Source organism: Paenibacillus sp. J31P13 (assembly GCF_056269295.1).
The window spans coordinates 148098-164086 of record NZ_JBWDNR010000005.1 but is presented as its reverse complement, the minus strand read 5'-3'; the positions used below and the strand labels follow the sequence as shown (position 1 = coordinate 164086).

Sequence of the window (15989 nt, the reverse complement as noted above, 5' to 3'; positions counted from 1 at the left end):
TCCCTATTTCTAGGCTGCCTCATTTATAATTATTCGTTATTTAGATCGACAAGCCACTCCACTTCATGCTTGAGCCAACTCAAAAAATGAGAGTCTAGCAATCCATCAGGGCGATGCGCCGGCGTCAAACAGCTAACTTTCCCAGCTCCATAGGGATGCCGCCAGCCTGCTACAGACTCCCCGTCTACCGAGGATGAGCGAATAAAGACCTCCGTATGATCCACATCACAGTGTACAAAATAATGCTCATCCATAAACTGAAAGGTTTCGCTTCGTCCCTCTTCGCCAGCTGCAGTATAGACTACCTCTTGATGCTGAGCGGGATGCGAGATGAAATAGCCGCGAATCATTTTCAAGTAGTCACTGTCTAATGGGTAAGACGCCAGACCAGAATGCCAGGACAGCCAGCCTCCCCCATTCTCAACATACTGAACAATCTGATCCGCTAGCTCAGCGGTCATCCATGTTGCCTCAGGCTGTTCAATGGGTGAGAGCCTATTCTCTGCAAATAAAATAACTGCATCAGGGTCACTCACCAGCTCGGCTGATAAGCTAACCGCATCTTTAACAAAATGCAGCTCCAGCTCCTCAGAATCAGTTCGCTCGCGCAAGGCGCTGGTTAGTGATTCTCGAGCAAGCTCCTCTTTATGATAGAAATCACCTAAAAGAGCAATTATTTTCTTCATCCAACTACACCTCTCTTCCTTGTGCCTTATAAACTCATCGAGTTACCCAGATGATCAACAAACATAGCCTCAGCTTGTTTTTTCCGCTCTATGATATCTAATATGCCCGATGCAGCGACTGCCGCATCACCAGGTGCATGCTCACCGCCCATATCCGTTCTAATCCAGCCTGGATGAACAGCATGAACGACAAAGTGCTGAGGCTCCAGCTCTCGGCGAAGCTGAGCAGTGAACATATTCAGAGCGGACTTGGAGAGCGCATACGAATAGTCTCCGCCATACGCGCCTGCAAAGCTGCCCGCTTCCGAGCTTATATTTATAATGCTTTGCTGACTTCCTTGACGAAGCATGGGCAAGAAATGCTTAAGTACCATAATCGGTCCAAATAAATTGGTCTGGAAAGATTGCTCTAGCCCTTCCAATTGCAGTTCCTCCAGCTTCTGATCCCGTCCAACTAGTATCGCAGCACTGTTGATGACGGCATCCAAACTAGTCATTCGGTTTGCCGCCTGCTCACAAGCGTATCGAACCGAGTTCTCATCCCCAACATCAAGCGGCAGTATCGTTAATCTTTCTGAGAAACTAGCGTACAGCTCCTGCAAGCCTTCCGCAGAAGAACTGGGACCGCGAACCCCAGCAAGCACATGATGGCCTCGCTCGCATGCCTCTGCAGCAAGCGCTAAGCCAAGCCCGCGATTCGCGCCGGTAATCAGTATGTTCATAAATAATCATCCTCCTATCTGTTACTTCTCGTGATTTTCAGCGGCATTTTCTATTTTTTATCGTTCTCTAGCAGCTCTAGCATAATTTTCAATGGCTTGAACGTATCCATATAAGCATATCGTCCGCCGGTGTATTCCCCTTTTTGGACTAAAGCCATACCGTTCTTCTCCATTGAAGCAACCTTTTCTTTCATGCCGTCTACAACGAATGCGATATGATGCGGACCCTCTCCATGCTGATCAAGATGCTCTCTCCACGTGCTTGGATTCTCGTCAGGCTCAATGAGCTCAAGCTGTAAAGCGCCCATATCAAAAAACGCAAGCTTTGCGCGAGCTGGAGAAGATTCTCCTTTATACTCTGTTTGCGCTTTATCCACCGTATCTGTCCAGAACCAGTTCGGTTTCTCTACACCAAAAAAATCGGCATATGCCGCTGAAGTTTCTTCGATATTATGAACTAATAGTCCAATTTGAGTGATAGTCTTTGTACCAAGTATATTTTTTTCCATATTTATCATCTCCCAATCGTTTTTTTGTTATGACTGGCTAATAAACACGCGTTAATTTAAAAATAAATAAAATCATCCTATTCATTCCTCACCTCCTGACAGGAATCACGAATGACAAGCTCTGTGCTAACAGCAATCGATTGAAAATCTTCCGCTCCATTTTCAATGCTTGTAATTAAAGCTTTTGTCAGTCTATCCATCATGTCGGCAAAATCCACCCGAATCGTCGTTAAAGGAGGGTTATGATGAGCACTCCTAATATGATCGTCAAACCCTATTATCGAAATATGCTGCGGAACGCGAAGACCTGATTCATTCAGCGCCCGGATCGCGCCAAAAGCGACACTGTCATTTGCTGCGAAGATAGCCGTAGGAAGCTCTATTTTCAATGCAAGAAATGTCTTAATGGCTTTGTAGCCGCTTGCCTCATTGAAATCGCCCGGCAATACCCATTGCCCTCCAATAGGCAGATCATTACGCAACATGGCTTCTTGAAATCCTTTCCACTTTGACGGTCCAGAATGTCTATTCATGTCTCCGTTAATCATGCCAATTCGCTTATGCCCCAGACTGACTAAATGATCAATCGCTTGACCTACTCCTGTTTCATTGTCAAAGTTAAACACCAAACGATTGGATTCTGTTCGTCCAGGTAAATGCTGATCTACTATCGCGACCATAAACCCATCTGCAATCAGCTCTTCTATGAGAGGCTCGTGATTAGCTGCTCCAATAAAAATACCTCCATCAATTCTTCGTTGATAGAAGCTTTCCTTAATTGCGCGTGCTTCATCTCGCTCCCTCAAGTCACGAACGATATGTGTCAGCACATAATAACCCTGTGAAGAAGCGCTTTCAATAATACGTGCAAGCAATAAGCTTGATATGCTGTCGCCGGATACACGGCCTGAATCAAACATAAATAAGCCAATGGTTCGCGTTCGCTTACCTGCCAGCACTTGAGCAGAAAGATTAGGGTAATAATTATATTGCTGAATAATCTTCATAACCTTTTCCTTCGTCTTCTCAGGTACGTTGGCATAGTTGTTGATCACTCGACTGACTGTGCTTCTGGAGACACCTGCCAGCCTAGCGATTTCATTGCTGTTTATTTCTTTGCTCAACCAAAGCCACCCTTCCTGTGAACGCGTGTTTATGGGAAGATACTACCAACGATTCGAGGAACTGTCAATTCATATTTCATTATGTAGACATGGGATTAATCGTATAGCACTCGTTTAAAAAGAGAAAATGATAGCATCTCTCTATAACGACAGTTATTTGTAATATATTTTGATTTAATAAATATTTTCATAGAATTACTAGAAAATAATTAGTATAATTAATCAGGGTAATTTATCCATATGATGGGTTTATTATTACTATACAACTGTTAAAGGGGTTTAATGAAGTGAAAAAGGTAATTAGTATTTGGTTATGCATGGCATTAATGTTTTGTATTGCTCCTATGGTTCATGCAGAAACTACAAATCAGACTCCAAAATATTTACCCTATTATGATGTAGGTGAATTAAGCGAAGGCTTGGCTTGGTACAGTGAATACAATGAAAGTGATGAATCTGAGCTTTATGGTTTTATCAACTTAGAAGGCAAGGTCATTATTGAAGCGAAGTATGAATATGTTTCCAACTTTAAAGATGGTCTATCTGCAGTTGTGCTAGATGGAAAATCTGGTTTTATTGACAAAACCGGCAAAGTTATTATTGATCTTCAATACGACGATGTTGCAGATGAGTTTACTAATGGACTAGCTTATGTGATTAAGAACGATAAAGTCGGTTTTATCGATAAATCGGGCAAAGAAGTGATCGCACCCCAATATGAGGATGGCTATCGTTTTACTGAGGGACTAGCCCCTGTCAAAAAAAATGATGTTTATGGTTTCATTGATATGAATGGCAACACGGTCATTCCTTTTGAATATTATTATGCTCTTAACTTTAGTGACGGTATTGCTCCCGTTTATGAAGATGATTTGTATGGCTTTATCGATACGAAGGGTAAACTCGTTATTAATTATAAATACGAAGATATTTTACTAAGCACAGAAGGTCTCACAGCCGTGTATGTAAAAGGTAAATGGGGCTTTATCGACAAAACAGGCAAAGAAGTGATTAAACCACAATACGATGAGGTTGGTCAATTCAGTGAAGGCTTGGCTGCTGTAATGATCAACAATAAATGGGGTTTTATCGACAAAACAGGTAAAGTGATCATTAAACCTACCTATTTAGGGACATCATTCTTCAAAGAAGGCTTAGCACTAGCAATTAAATCAAATGGAAAAGATAATCTATTTGGTTACATTGATAAAACAGGCAAAGAAGTAACGAAGTTTGACGCTAATTTTTACGGCTATGGTTTCAAAGAAGGTTATGCTTTAGCCTATGATTTGAGCGAAGAAAGCTATTTTTTCCTTAAAAACCCGCTTACTATACCTGCAGCTTCCGCATCAGCTAAGCCGACAGCTTCAAAGGTACTCGTTAATGGAAAACTGGTTTCATTCGAAGCGTACAACATTAATGGCAGCAATTATTTCAAATTACGTGATCTTGCCGTAGCTGTAAACGGCACGGACAAAAATTTTGAAGTTAGCTTTGACGGAACAAAGAATGCCATTAATTTATTGCCTAAACAAGCCTATACCAAAGTTGGCGGAGAGCTTGCCCCGGCAACAAGCACGGGTGTTAAAACAGCTAAGCTGACGAACTCGAAAATCTATGTCGACGGCAAAGAGGCTCAGCTCACAGCTTACAATATCGGCGGAAATAACTACTTCAAGCTAAGAGATATTGCAAAGGTATTTGATATCGGCGTTACTTATGAAGGTGCTACCAGCACGATCGGGATCGATACAAGCATCTCTTATACGGAGTAAAAACATTTCATAAACACAATAATAGGATCGTCTCCTATGCCTTCGGTGAAATCCGCGCATAGAGACGATCCCTTTTGTTTTTAATAGATTCTCTTAATGCATCATTGTCTCCAACTGCTCATCCCCTGCTTTTGGGAAGCTGTCCTGCAATTGATTCCAATCCTGCTTCATCTCTTCATCGTTAAGCAAGCAGTTGTCTAGAGATTGAACCAGCTTAGCACGATTCATTTCAATGCCAATCCATACAACTTTATTCACACGGTCACCGTATTCTTCATGCCATTTGTCAGCAAGGTCAGGATCTTCCTGCAAAATAAGTGTTTGCTCGGCTAATGGCAATGCTGCAGCCCATTTACCAGCTGGTCCGAATTGGATAGAAGGACCCGCCTGACTCAAGCTCTGTGCCATATCATTGCGTGTTGCCAGCCAGACTATGCCTTTGGCGCGAACGATTTCTTCGGGCCATGCTTCCATCCAGTTCATAAGCCGCTGCGGATGGAAGGGTTTTGAGCGCTCGTAGACGAATGATGAAATACCGTATTCTTCTGTTTCCGGTGCATGTACCGGCGCCTGCATTTCTTTAATCCAACCCGCCGATTGACTAGCTTCATCGAAATCAAACAACCCTGTGTTCAAGATTTCCCCGGGCTCTACCTCGCCCTTGGTGGAGCGAATAAATTTGGCACGCGGCTGCAAAGTGCGAAGCACCCCCTCAAGCTCTCTGAGTTCATCCTCGCCGACAAGATCACATTTATTCAAAATGAGAACGTCACAAAATTCAATTTGATCAATAAGCAGATCAACCACCTCGCGGGTATCCCCTTCATCAACTGCCTGACTGCGCTCCAGCAGCGTCTCGCCAGAGGAGTAATCATGCCAGAAACGATAAGCATCTACGACCGTCACCATACAATCCAATCTGCAAAATTGTGATAAATCAATTCCTTGCTCCTCATCAATATAGGTAAACGTCTGTGCAACAGGCATAGGCTCACCCACCCCTGTTGATTCAATGAGTATGTAATCGAAGCGATTTTCCTTCGCCAGCTTCTCTACCTCCTTTAACAAATCCTCTCGCAGCGTACAGCAGATGCAGCCATTCGACATTTCGACTAGCTTCTCGTCTGTTCGAGAGAGTCCCCCGCCTTCCTTTATTAGTGTTCCATCAATATTTAATTCACTTAAGTCATTTACAATGACGGCAACCTTCAACCCTTCGCGATTATTTAATACATGATTCATTATCGTTGTTTTTCCCGCGCCCAAATATCCACTTAAAACGGTTACTGGTATTTTATTGACTGTCATGACGACCACCATCCTATACTCATTTTCAACAAAGTGTAATCATTACGATTAATAATCAAAAAAATATTCGTTTCCTTTAATCGTAATTATTACGTTTAAATGAGTATATCAATGAACCTTCTACCCGTCAAGCTCGTAGTCCTTACAAAAAAAAGCTGCCCCTAAGTCATAGACTAGAGAAGCAGCTTTATTTACTTATTCCACTCTAATTGCATGCTTCTGAGCCAATAGCGACAACTCAGCTGCTTTAAACGTATGCTCCTGCGTCATAGCAAGCTCTGTCCCATTCAAACAATCGAGAATGAGCTCACCAAAATACGGAAAACCAACCTTGCCGCTAAGCTGCATATGCTGCTCGCCATCGGCATTTACAAGAAATAATTGATCACTCTCGTTATTCTTCGCAACATCCAAATACTTGCGCAGCTCGATATAACCGTCCGTTCCCATAATAATCGTACGACCGTCGCCCCATGTGCTGAGACCGCTTGGCGTCAACCAGTCCACACGGCAGTAGCCTGTCGCTCCATTATCGCCAACGACTGTTATATCACCGAAATCCTCAAGCTCTGGATATTCCTTATTCGCATAATTAGCTACTTTACTGCTTGCAATTGTTGCCTTTTGATTGCCTGTAAAGTATAGAAACTGCTCCATTTGATGCGAACCAATATCGCAAAGAATACCGCCGTATTTTTCTTTCTCAAAAAACCATGCTGGTCTGGAAGCCGCGTTAAGGCGATGCGGTCCAAGCCCAATTACCTGCACGACACGGCCAATCGCACCTTGTTGAATCAATTGTCCAGCATAGACCGCACATTCTGAATGCAGTCTTTCGCTATAATAAACGGCATACTTCTTTCCTGTCTCCTCGTATGCGATTCGCGCAGCATCCAATTGCTCTAATGACGTGAAGGGAGCCTTATCTGTAAAATAGTGCTTCCCGCTCCTCATGACACGTACACCAAGCGGTCCGCGAGCAGACGGAACGGCTGCCGATGCTACTAGCTGTACCTCAGGATCCTCAAGTATTTGTGCTTCCGAATTCGCAGCCATCACCTGTGGATATGCTTTCAGAAAGGCTTCAACTTTCGAGGAATCAGGATCATAGACCCATTTAAGCGTTGCCCCCGCTTCTACCAAGCCATTACACATGCCGTATATATGACCATGATCGAGGCTAATAGCGGCGATGATAAATTGACCAGCCTCTACTACCTTATTGGGCTTTCCCTTAGGTGCAAACGTCATTCCATCTCCCTTACTCATTTCACAACTTCCTCCTTGGAGTTCTTGTGAAAGGTAGAGTTTTCAATACGCTCCTGCAAATATTGATGGAACAGATCTTCATCAATGGGAAGATCAACCCATCCATCTGTCCAAGTGGACAGCAGCATTGCATTGGAGAGCATTAGTCCCTTAATGCCTTCCTCGCCTGGCGCGATAAGCGGCTCATCGAAAAGAATAGCATTCACAAAATTTTGTGTGATTCCCTTATGATCCGGATAGCTTCCTTTGATCGGAATTTCACATTTCCAGCATTCCGGCTCGCCGAAGCCGCCTTTAAATTGTTTATTGAATTCAGGCTCCGATACAGGAAGGCGCCAAAAGGTTAATGTATTATTTTCGATGACAATCTTACCTCTATCACCGCTGACTTCAAGCCTATTCGTACCTGGTGCCTCGCCTGTCGTTGTAACAAATACGCCAGTTGCACCATTTTCGTATTCCACAAAAGCGGTCACATCATCCTCGACCTCGATATCGCGATGCTTGCCAAAATAACAAAATGCCCGTACACGCTTTGGCATCATACTGATCGTCCACTGCCATAAATCTAGCTGATGCGGATCCTGATTAAGCAGTACGCCGCCACCTTCGCCAGCCCATGTTGCACGCCATGTGCCCGAATCATAATAGCTTTGAGAGCGGTACCAATTTGTAATAATCCAATTCGTACGCTTCACTTCACCCAATTCACCGTTATCGATCAACTGCTTCAGCTTCACATAAATCGGATTCGTACGCTGATTATACATCATGCTGAATTTCACATTCGCCTTACTTCCCGCCTCGTTCATTTCTCGAACCTGCTTCGTATATACCCCAGCTGGTTTCTCACACAGCACATGCAGCCCGCGCTGGAAACAAGCAATTGCAAGCTCTGGATGAGAGAAGTGAGGAGTTGCAATCAATACGCCATCAACTAAGCCCGAATCCATTAGCTCAATTGGATCTGTGAACAAGCCAGCTTCTTCGCCAAGCCGCTCCTTCGCCTTTTGCAAGCGCTCTGGCACACTATCGCTAACTGCCGTTACGACGACTCCACTAACCTCGCCCTTTAATAAATAAGAAAGATGTCCTTGTCCCATATTGCCAAGCCCAATGATACCTAAACGAACAACCTGCATGCTGCATTCTCCCCTTTGAATGGACTGTATATTAAAAATAGGTCTAAGCCTTAATGTTCCTGCTAATATACTAGCACTTCACACACTTGCTGACTTCATTCGAATTAATGATTTTAAGCTTTTATTTGACTCTAGTTGGTGTATAATGATCATAATTCCAAAGGGGGCAATGTTACGGCTATGCAAATGAATATAAACGCGCCTATCACTATGGGGTCTAATTCTGATTTTAATGCTCAAATCCCTTATCATACTCACTTTCATTATGAAATCTACTATTTTCATGGCGGTAAAGCCAACTATCTCATAAATGATCGTATTTATGTACTCGAACCTGGAGATTTGCTTCTCATGCACGGCCTAACCTTACACAGAGCATATGTTGATCCCGAGGTAGAGTATCACCGTACAACCCTTCATTTCGATCCTTTTTATTTTCAGCAATTCATTCAGCCTTCTTTTTCAACAGATCTGCTAGCGCCCTTTCAAATGCTCCAAAATGTAAGATTACAGCTGCGCGGCTCCGATAAACTTGAAGTAGAAGCAGCCTTGCATAAGCTTGATTTGCTCTATAGAAGGCAGGATTCCTTCTCACAGCAGCGAGTACAAGCATTATTGATCGATCTTCTCATTCTCATTAATCAGCTTTGCCAGCAGCCGCTTAAAGAAAAGCAGACATTCCCATCCTCAAAGGAGCATCATGTGCAAGGGGTGATCTCTTATTTGGAGACTCGTTACGCTGAAGATATAACACTGGAATGCATTCAGAATGAGCTTCATCTTAGCAAATATTATCTAGCTAAAACGTTCAAGGAAGTTACAGGCATTACGATTTTTCAATTTCTAATGCAGCGTAGAATTTATCAAGCGAAAATTCAATTAATTGATGGCATTAAGCCGATTACAGAGGTTGGCTATGAGGTTGGCTTTAAGCATCCATCACATTTTAGCCGCGCATTCAAGCTTCAAGTGCAGCTTACCCCTGAGCAATATCGCAAGCAGCATCAGCTTCATGCACATTCAAATAAAAAAGTATAAACATACATAGCAATGGGAGTTAAATGAGTGCATGTAGTTGACGCATTTACTTGATAAGCGTATTATTGTTATAGCAACTAAATTAAAAGCAGGTGAATCAACTGGAAATAAAAGAATCGGTAGGCTACCTCATTAGCAATACAGGCCGCAAATTAAATTACAGACTGCAGCAGCTCTTTCAAGAGTATGACGTTACCCCAGAGCAGTGGTCATTGCTTGCATGTCTTGTTGAGTATGATGGGATTACCCATAAAGAACTAGCACTGCGAATAGAGAAAGACCCCGCCAATATTACTCGCCTAGTCGATCAACTGGAAAGAAAGAAACTTGTTAACCGAGTTGCTAATCCCAATGACCGTCGCTCCCAGCTTCTCTATCTCACTAATAAGGGAAGAGCCAGTGTGGATTCACTAGCTCCGATTGAAGCTGCGTTTATTGAGCAAATCATTAGCGATCTCACAGAGGAAGAAATTAAAGCCTTCAAAGAGACCCTAGCGAAAATAAACAAAAACACCGAATATCCGAATTTATAAGCTGTAAAACCATCATCTGAGAGGGGAACATACACAAATGAATAACAATAAATTATGGAGCGCAGACTTTATAAAGATCTGTTTAAGCAGCTTTTTCCTTTTCTTTGCATTCTATACGATGGCAACTGCGCTTTCGGATTATGTCACGAATGGATTAGGCGGTACGGATACACAAACGGGTTTATCGATGACCGTGTTTATCATTGCCGCCGTATTACTTAGACCGTTTGCCAGCCAACTCATGAATCGGTTTGGGGAACGTAAAATCGTTATTATATCATTGCTGCTGTTTTTACTGCTTTCCATTGCTTACTTAGGCGTTTTCGGTTACGGTATGCTCTTGCTTGTTCGTTTTTTCCATGGGGGTACCTTCGCTATTGCCACAACGTCGACCAATACGAAGGCAATAGGCATCATACCTGAAAATCGCAAAGGCGAAGGCATTAGCTATTTCAGTTTATTTATGAGTCTTGCAATGGTTATCGGTCCATTCGTTGGACTAACCATTACGAATTATGGCGGGTATACAGCAATGTTCGCCTTATGCGCAGTGTGCTCATTAATTGCCTTTGTGCTTGGCGTCTCAACCAAACGGAAATCTAATCCACAGACTGATGACGTACAACAGCCAAATCAAGTGAAAGAAAAGCTGCATTGGCGCAACCTGATCGAACGCAGATCCATCCCAATTGCACTCAGCGGCTTTGTTGTAGCGTTTGCTTACAGCGGTCTGGTGACCTTTATGTCACTATTTGCTCATGAACAGGCTATTGATCAATATGCCAGCTATTTCTTCGTTTGCTTTGGTATCATGATCGTGTTGCCTCGCCCGCTTGTAGGGAAGCTGCTTGATCGCGTTGGTGAACATGTGATTGTTTATCCTAGTATTGCGATATTCGCAATCGGCTTTTTGATGCTTAGTCAAGCTAGTTCTCCAACTATGCTGCTCCTATCCGGCGCTGTTATCGGTCTTGGCTATGGTGCAGTCCTTCCATGTTTTCAGACCGTAGCCGTTCTTGCTGCTCCGCCGCATCGCCGGGGGCTTGCAACAGCTACCTTCTATCTGCTGTTTGACCTTGGCTATGGTATTGGCTCTTATTCGCTTGGTGCATTAGCTTCAGGCTATGGCTACAGTGCAATGTATTTACTTTGTGCTTTTGTCATTGCCTTCTCATCCGTCATTTATTACGCTCTTCACCATAAGCGCAAAAAAATAATTACAGCACCCGAGGATACTCTTATCGTCTCCTAATATCCATTAAAAATGCCGCTAACCGAGCTTCGGTAAGCGGCATTTTTTTTCTATCATGGAACGCAATATTCCTAGCCTTTAACGCCTGCTACATTAAGTCTTCCAATAATGTAACGCTGAAAGATAAGGAGTAACATATTCTTTTCACTTTTATTTTCTAGCATCACCCTAAAGTATAAAAAAGGACTGCCTTCAAAGTAGAAAACTCTACTTCAAGGACAGTCCTTGTATACTTTACTTTATATGCTTGATTAGCCTTCAAGAAGAAGTGATTCTGGATCTTCAAGAAGCTGCTTAACTGTTACTAGGAAACGTACCGCTTCGCTTCCGTCTACGATACGGTGATCGTAAGAAAGAGCAAGGTACATCATAGGACGGTTTTCCATGCGAACATCATCAATAGCAACTGGGCGAATTTGAATTTTGTGCATGCCGAGAATACCAACTTGCGGTGCATTAAGTATTGGTGTCGACAGCAATGAGCCAAATACACCGCCGTTTGTGATGGTGAAGCTTCCGCCTTGAAGATCAGCGATCGACAATGTGTTGGATCTAGCTTTACCAGCAAGATCTACAATGTTTTTCTCGATCTCAGCGAAGCTCATACGATCTGCATCGCGAACGACTGGAACAACAAGTCCTTCTTTCGCGGAAACCGCAATACCGATATCATAGAATTTTTTCGTGATGATCTCTTCGCCGTCAATTTCCGCATTAAGCAATGGGAAAGCTTTAAGCGCGCCAACTACTGCTTTCGTGAAGAATGACATAAATCCTAGATTTACATCGTTTTTCTCGAAGAAGGCTTGCTTGCGGCGTTTACGCAAGTCAAGGATCGCCGTCATGTCAACTTCATTGAAAGTCGTCAACATAGCTGCAGTCCGTTGCGCCTCAACTAGACGATTCGCAATGGTAACCCGGCGACGAGACATACGTTTACGTTCAGTCGGCTTAGCATCCTTGCTAACGCTAGCTGGTGCAGCTTGTGTAAGCGGAGCAGAAGTAACAGGTGTAGCTACTGCTGGAGCTTGTACAGCTTGAGGCTGCGTTAAATCAATGCCTTGTTCACGAGCACGTTTGCGTGCTGCTGGCGATGCATTGATCAATGTTGCTTCACTAGCTGGCGCAGATGGTTGTGCAACCGGTGCTGCAGGTGCCGCTGGAGCAGCTACTGGCGCAACTGGAGCTGCTGCTGCTGGTTGCGCAGCCGGAGCAGCAGGTGCGGATGCACTGCCTGCTCCTTCTCCGATTGAACCGATTGCTTCGCCTACAAGCACAACGTCTCCATCTTGTTTGGCAATACGGGAAACAACACCGCTATTGTCAGCACTAATTTCAATGTTAACTTTATCAGTCTCAAGCTCTAGTAGGACATCTCCTTGATTAACGGAGTCGCCTTCCTTCACAAACCATTTGGTAATCGTGCCCTCTGAAATGGACTCGCCTAATTCTGGTACTATAATTTCAGCCATCAGTCACTACCCCCTTATCAAACTTGTTTCAACATGCTTACCGTTCAATGCTGTTGAAATAATCCATTTTTGCTCTGCTGCATGTACCTCTTGGTGACCGCTCGCTGTACTGGAGCGATCTGGCCTGCCTACATAGCGAACAGCTGCCTTTTTAGGCGCTACTGCACGAAGACGCGGCTCCATGAAACTCCATGAGCCCATGTTTTGCGGCTCTTCTTGTACCCAAATAATCTCTTCGAGCTTATCAAATTGCTTCACAATACGTTCGATTTCAGCATGTGGGAATGGATAAAGCTGTTCCACTCTCGCTACGCGAAGCCATTCGAAATCTTCAGCATTCGTTGAAGCAAGTGTCTCTTCAATATCGATTGCAATTTTGCCCGTGCAAAGCAGCAAACGTTTCACTTTATCTTTCTTATCCTTTGTTTCGGTAAGGCTGAATTGCGGCATTACCGGTTTGAAGGAGCCTTCACTGAAATCAACGCCATGTGAAGCTACGCGCGGATTACGAATCAAGCTCTTAGGTGCCATTAGAACGAGCGGACGTACATGCTCAGTACCAAGGCTTGCAGCTTGCTTGCGAAGCAAGTGGAAATATTGAGCCGACGATGTTAGATTGGCAACTGTCCAGTTGTTATCAGCTGAAAGCTGAAGGAAACGTTCCAATCTAGCGCTTGAATGCTCAGGTCCTTGACCTTCATAACCATGCGGAAGCATGATGACAATACCCGATTTTTGTGACCATTTTGCACGGCCAGCTGAGATAAATTGGTCAAAGATAACTTGTGCTACGTTTGCGAAGTCACCGTATTGTGCTTCCCAGATAACGAATGTTTCCGGTGCAAATACATTATAGCCATATTCAAAGCCAAGCACTGCCGTTTCAGACAATGGGCTGTTATGAACAGCAAATGAAGCTTTCGCTTGCGGTAAAATATGCATAGCAGAGAACTTAGTCGCATTGGCATTATCGTTAAGTACAATATTACGATGCGCAAAAGTTCCGCGCTCCGAATCCTGACCACTTAGACGAATTGGCGTGCCGTCTGCCAAAATCGTTGCGAACGCAAGTGCTTCGGCATGTGCCCAATCAACCTTTTCGCCATCATTCAGAGCAGTAGCTCTGCGCTGCAAAATACGTTGAAGCTTCGTATATTCCGTAAAGCCCTCTGGACGATTAAGCAATTCCAAGTTGATTTCCCGAAGCGCTTCACTTGGCACAGCAGTACGTGCTTCTTCAGTAGGAGCAAGAACTGATGCATGCAGCTCATTACTTGATTTCGGCGTACCTTCGCTTGCTTTGACCGCATCATAAGCAGCTTGAAGCTTGCCGTGAGTACGTTGACGCAGCTCTTCCACTTGTGCTTCCGAAATCGCATTTTGATCCTTCAGCTGTTGGCTGTAAAGTACGCTAACAGTCGGGTGATTACGAACTTTCGCATACATAAGAGGTTGAGTTACTTCCGGATCATCCATCTCATTATGACCGAAACGACGGTAACCGATCAGATCAATAACAAAGCCCTTGTTATAACGAAGTCTGTATTCACAAGCAAGGCGAACAGCAGCCAAGCATGCTTCAGGCTCATCCGCATTGACATGAACGATTGGAATGTCAAAGCCTTTTGCAAGATCACTTGCGTAATGAGTCGAACGTGAATCTACGCTGTTTGTTGTAAAGCCCAAACGGTTGTTTGCAATAATATGAAGCGTACCGCCGTTGCGGTAGCCTTGAAGTTTGTTGAAATTAAGTGTTTCAGCTACAATGCCTTCACCGATAAATGCAGCATCGCCATGAACACAAATGGTAACTGCCTTTGTTACATCCTGCTCCGGCATTCCCCGTTTGCTGCGATCTTCTTGCGCAGCACGTGTGAAGCCTTCTACAACTGGATTAACAAATTCAAGGTGACTCGGGTTGTTCGCAAGCGTAATTTTTGCGCGAACAGTCTCGCCATCCTTAAACGCACGATCAGCACCAAGGTGATATTTAACATCGCCAGTCCAGCCATGGTTAATGCCCATAGAACCTTCAGATGGGATGTGCTCTTTGTTAGGCGCATGGTGGAATTCAGAGAAAATTTTCTCATATGGCTTGCCTAGAACATGCGTAAGTACATTCAAACGACCGCGATGCGCCATACCAACAAGAATGTTGCTCGCTCCGTCATGTGCAACTGCGCGAACAATCTCATCTAGTACAGGTACGAGCATATCAACGCCCTCGATAGAAAAGCGTTTTTGGCCTACGAAAGTACGATGCAGGAAGTTCTCAAAATATTCGACTTCCATAAGTCTTTCAAGCAGAGCAGAACGCTCTCTTGGTGACAACGGAGCAGGGAATGAACCTGATTCCGCTTGCTTATGAAGCCAGTCACGCTCGTTTTCATCATGTATATGTGTGAATTCATAAGCCGCTGAACGGGTATAAATTTCTCTTAGACGCGTAATAGCGTCCCAGCCGTTAAGAATTGATGCCGGCGCATTCTCCCAAATAAGCGATGCCGGAATGGCTGTCAAATCCGCTTGTGTAAGTCCAAAGGTTTCTGGGTCCAGCAGCTTCGTATCAGCCTCAGCGCTTAATCCAAGCGGATTGATATCCGCAGCTAAATGGCCGTATCTGCGTATATTCAGCATAAGCTGATGTGCAGCCACAACCTTCTTCAACATATTTGCATCAATTGCTCCTGGCGCTCCAGCCGTTGGTGCAGCTGTAGCAGCTTGTTGCGTGCTCGGTTTAACCGATGGGCTCGAGATTGCTCCTAAAGATATGGAAGGCGGCGCTCCAAAGCGAACAAATAGTTCACGAAGCGATGCTTCAACAGAAGCCTGATCAGTTAGAAACCGTTCATATTGCTCCTGCACATATCCTAGATTGGGACCATAGTAGCTTTGCCAAGGCGAATGATTACGCTCATCATGGATGCTCATTGCAGAAAATTCCACCCTCTCTATTCATAGCCATCCTATTATTTTCTAAGACGAAGCTCTCCATACATGCCCGTCTTCTTGCTTTGTCACAGTTACATTGACTTGCAATGATTCCTGTTCCAAAACGTTTAACTCATCCATTTATAATTACGTATTCGATCTGGTAAAATATAAGAAATTATAATTAAAAAAATAATAATTCCTTATGACTACATTAAAATAAGAGTA

The 15989-nt window shown here is 43.9% G+C and carries 13 protein-coding genes; 4 read left to right on the top strand and 9 right to left on the bottom strand.

What is annotated here, in order from left to right:
* Positions 1–29 precede the first annotated feature (29 nt).
* The 4 genes from AC0YOD_RS18010 to AC0YOD_RS17995 form a co-directional block, all read right to left on the bottom strand.
* Positions 30–686 carry a ThuA domain-containing protein gene (locus tag AC0YOD_RS18010; protein ID WP_475800705.1) on the bottom strand — a complete coding sequence of 219 codons (657 nt, stop codon included), beginning with the start codon at positions 684–686 and terminating at the stop codon, positions 30–32.
* Positions 687–712: 26 nt separating this feature from the next.
* Positions 713–1408 (bottom strand): SDR family oxidoreductase, encoded by a 696-nt coding sequence (locus AC0YOD_RS18005; RefSeq protein WP_475800704.1) that lies wholly within the window; start codon positions 1406–1408, stop codon positions 713–715.
* Positions 1409–1458: 50 nt separating this feature from the next.
* A complete protein-coding gene (locus AC0YOD_RS18000; RefSeq protein ID WP_475800703.1) occupies positions 1459–1917 on the bottom strand; it encodes a VOC family protein in 459 nt (152 codons plus the stop codon).
* Between the two features lie 77 nt (positions 1918–1994).
* Positions 1995–3041 carry a LacI family DNA-binding transcriptional regulator gene (locus AC0YOD_RS17995; protein WP_475800702.1) on the bottom strand — a complete coding sequence of 349 codons (1047 nt, stop codon included), beginning with the start codon at positions 3039–3041 and terminating at the stop codon, positions 1995–1997.
* A 287-nt stretch (positions 3042–3328) separates the two neighbouring features.
* On the opposite strand from AC0YOD_RS17995, the gene AC0YOD_RS17990 reads away from it, so the two are divergent.
* Positions 3329–4816: a WG repeat-containing protein gene (locus AC0YOD_RS17990; protein ID WP_475800701.1), complete on the top strand. Its 1488-nt coding sequence runs from the start codon at positions 3329–3331 to the stop codon at positions 4814–4816.
* A gap of 93 nt (positions 4817–4909) precedes the next feature.
* On the opposite strand, the gene AC0YOD_RS17985 is transcribed toward AC0YOD_RS17990, so the two are convergent.
* From AC0YOD_RS17985 to AC0YOD_RS17975, 3 genes are all read right to left on the bottom strand, one after another.
* The gene (locus AC0YOD_RS17985; protein ID WP_475800700.1) at positions 4910–6124 is read right to left on the bottom strand and encodes a GTP-binding protein; all 1215 of its coding nucleotides are present in this window, start codon (positions 6122–6124) and stop codon (positions 4910–4912) included.
* A gap of 195 nt (positions 6125–6319) precedes the next feature.
* On the bottom strand, positions 6320–7393 hold the full coding sequence (locus AC0YOD_RS17980) for a Gfo/Idh/MocA family protein (RefSeq protein ID WP_475800699.1): 1074 nt from the start codon (positions 7391–7393) through the stop codon (positions 6320–6322).
* Positions 7390–8535, bottom strand: coding sequence for a Gfo/Idh/MocA family protein (locus AC0YOD_RS17975; RefSeq protein WP_475800698.1), 1146 nt, complete (start codon positions 8533–8535; stop codon positions 7390–7392). The genes AC0YOD_RS17980 and AC0YOD_RS17975 overlap by 4 nt, the downstream gene beginning before the upstream one ends.
* A 180-nt stretch (positions 8536–8715) precedes the next feature.
* Here AC0YOD_RS17975 and AC0YOD_RS17970 point away from each other — a divergent pair, with 180 nt between their 5' ends.
* The 3 genes from AC0YOD_RS17970 to AC0YOD_RS17960 all read left to right on the top strand — a co-directional run bounded on the left by AC0YOD_RS17970 (position 8716) and on the right by AC0YOD_RS17960 (position 11358).
* Positions 8716–9573: a helix-turn-helix transcriptional regulator gene (locus tag AC0YOD_RS17970; protein WP_475800697.1), complete on the top strand. Its 858-nt coding sequence runs from the start codon at positions 8716–8718 to the stop codon at positions 9571–9573.
* Positions 9574–9665: 92 nt separating this feature from the next.
* A complete protein-coding gene (locus tag AC0YOD_RS17965; protein ID WP_475800696.1) occupies positions 9666–10106 on the top strand; it encodes a MarR family winged helix-turn-helix transcriptional regulator in 441 nt (146 codons plus the stop codon).
* 37 nt (positions 10107–10143) lie between these two features.
* A complete protein-coding gene (locus AC0YOD_RS17960) occupies positions 10144–11358 on the top strand; it encodes an MFS transporter (RefSeq protein ID WP_475800695.1) in 1215 nt (404 codons plus the stop codon).
* A gap of 251 nt (positions 11359–11609) precedes the next feature.
* Here the strand turns inward: AC0YOD_RS17960 and odhB are convergent, their stop codons facing one another.
* Together odhB and AC0YOD_RS17950 are read right to left on the bottom strand one after the other, a co-directional pair.
* Positions 11610–12830 (bottom strand): 2-oxoglutarate dehydrogenase complex dihydrolipoyllysine-residue succinyltransferase, encoded by a 1221-nt coding sequence (gene odhB / locus AC0YOD_RS17955; RefSeq protein ID WP_475800694.1) that lies wholly within the window; start codon positions 12828–12830, stop codon positions 11610–11612.
* A 6-nt stretch (positions 12831–12836) separates the two neighbouring features.
* Positions 12837–15761: a 2-oxoglutarate dehydrogenase E1 component gene (locus AC0YOD_RS17950; RefSeq protein WP_475800693.1), complete on the bottom strand. Its 2925-nt coding sequence runs from the start codon at positions 15759–15761 to the stop codon at positions 12837–12839.
* Positions 15762–15989 lie beyond the last annotated feature (228 nt).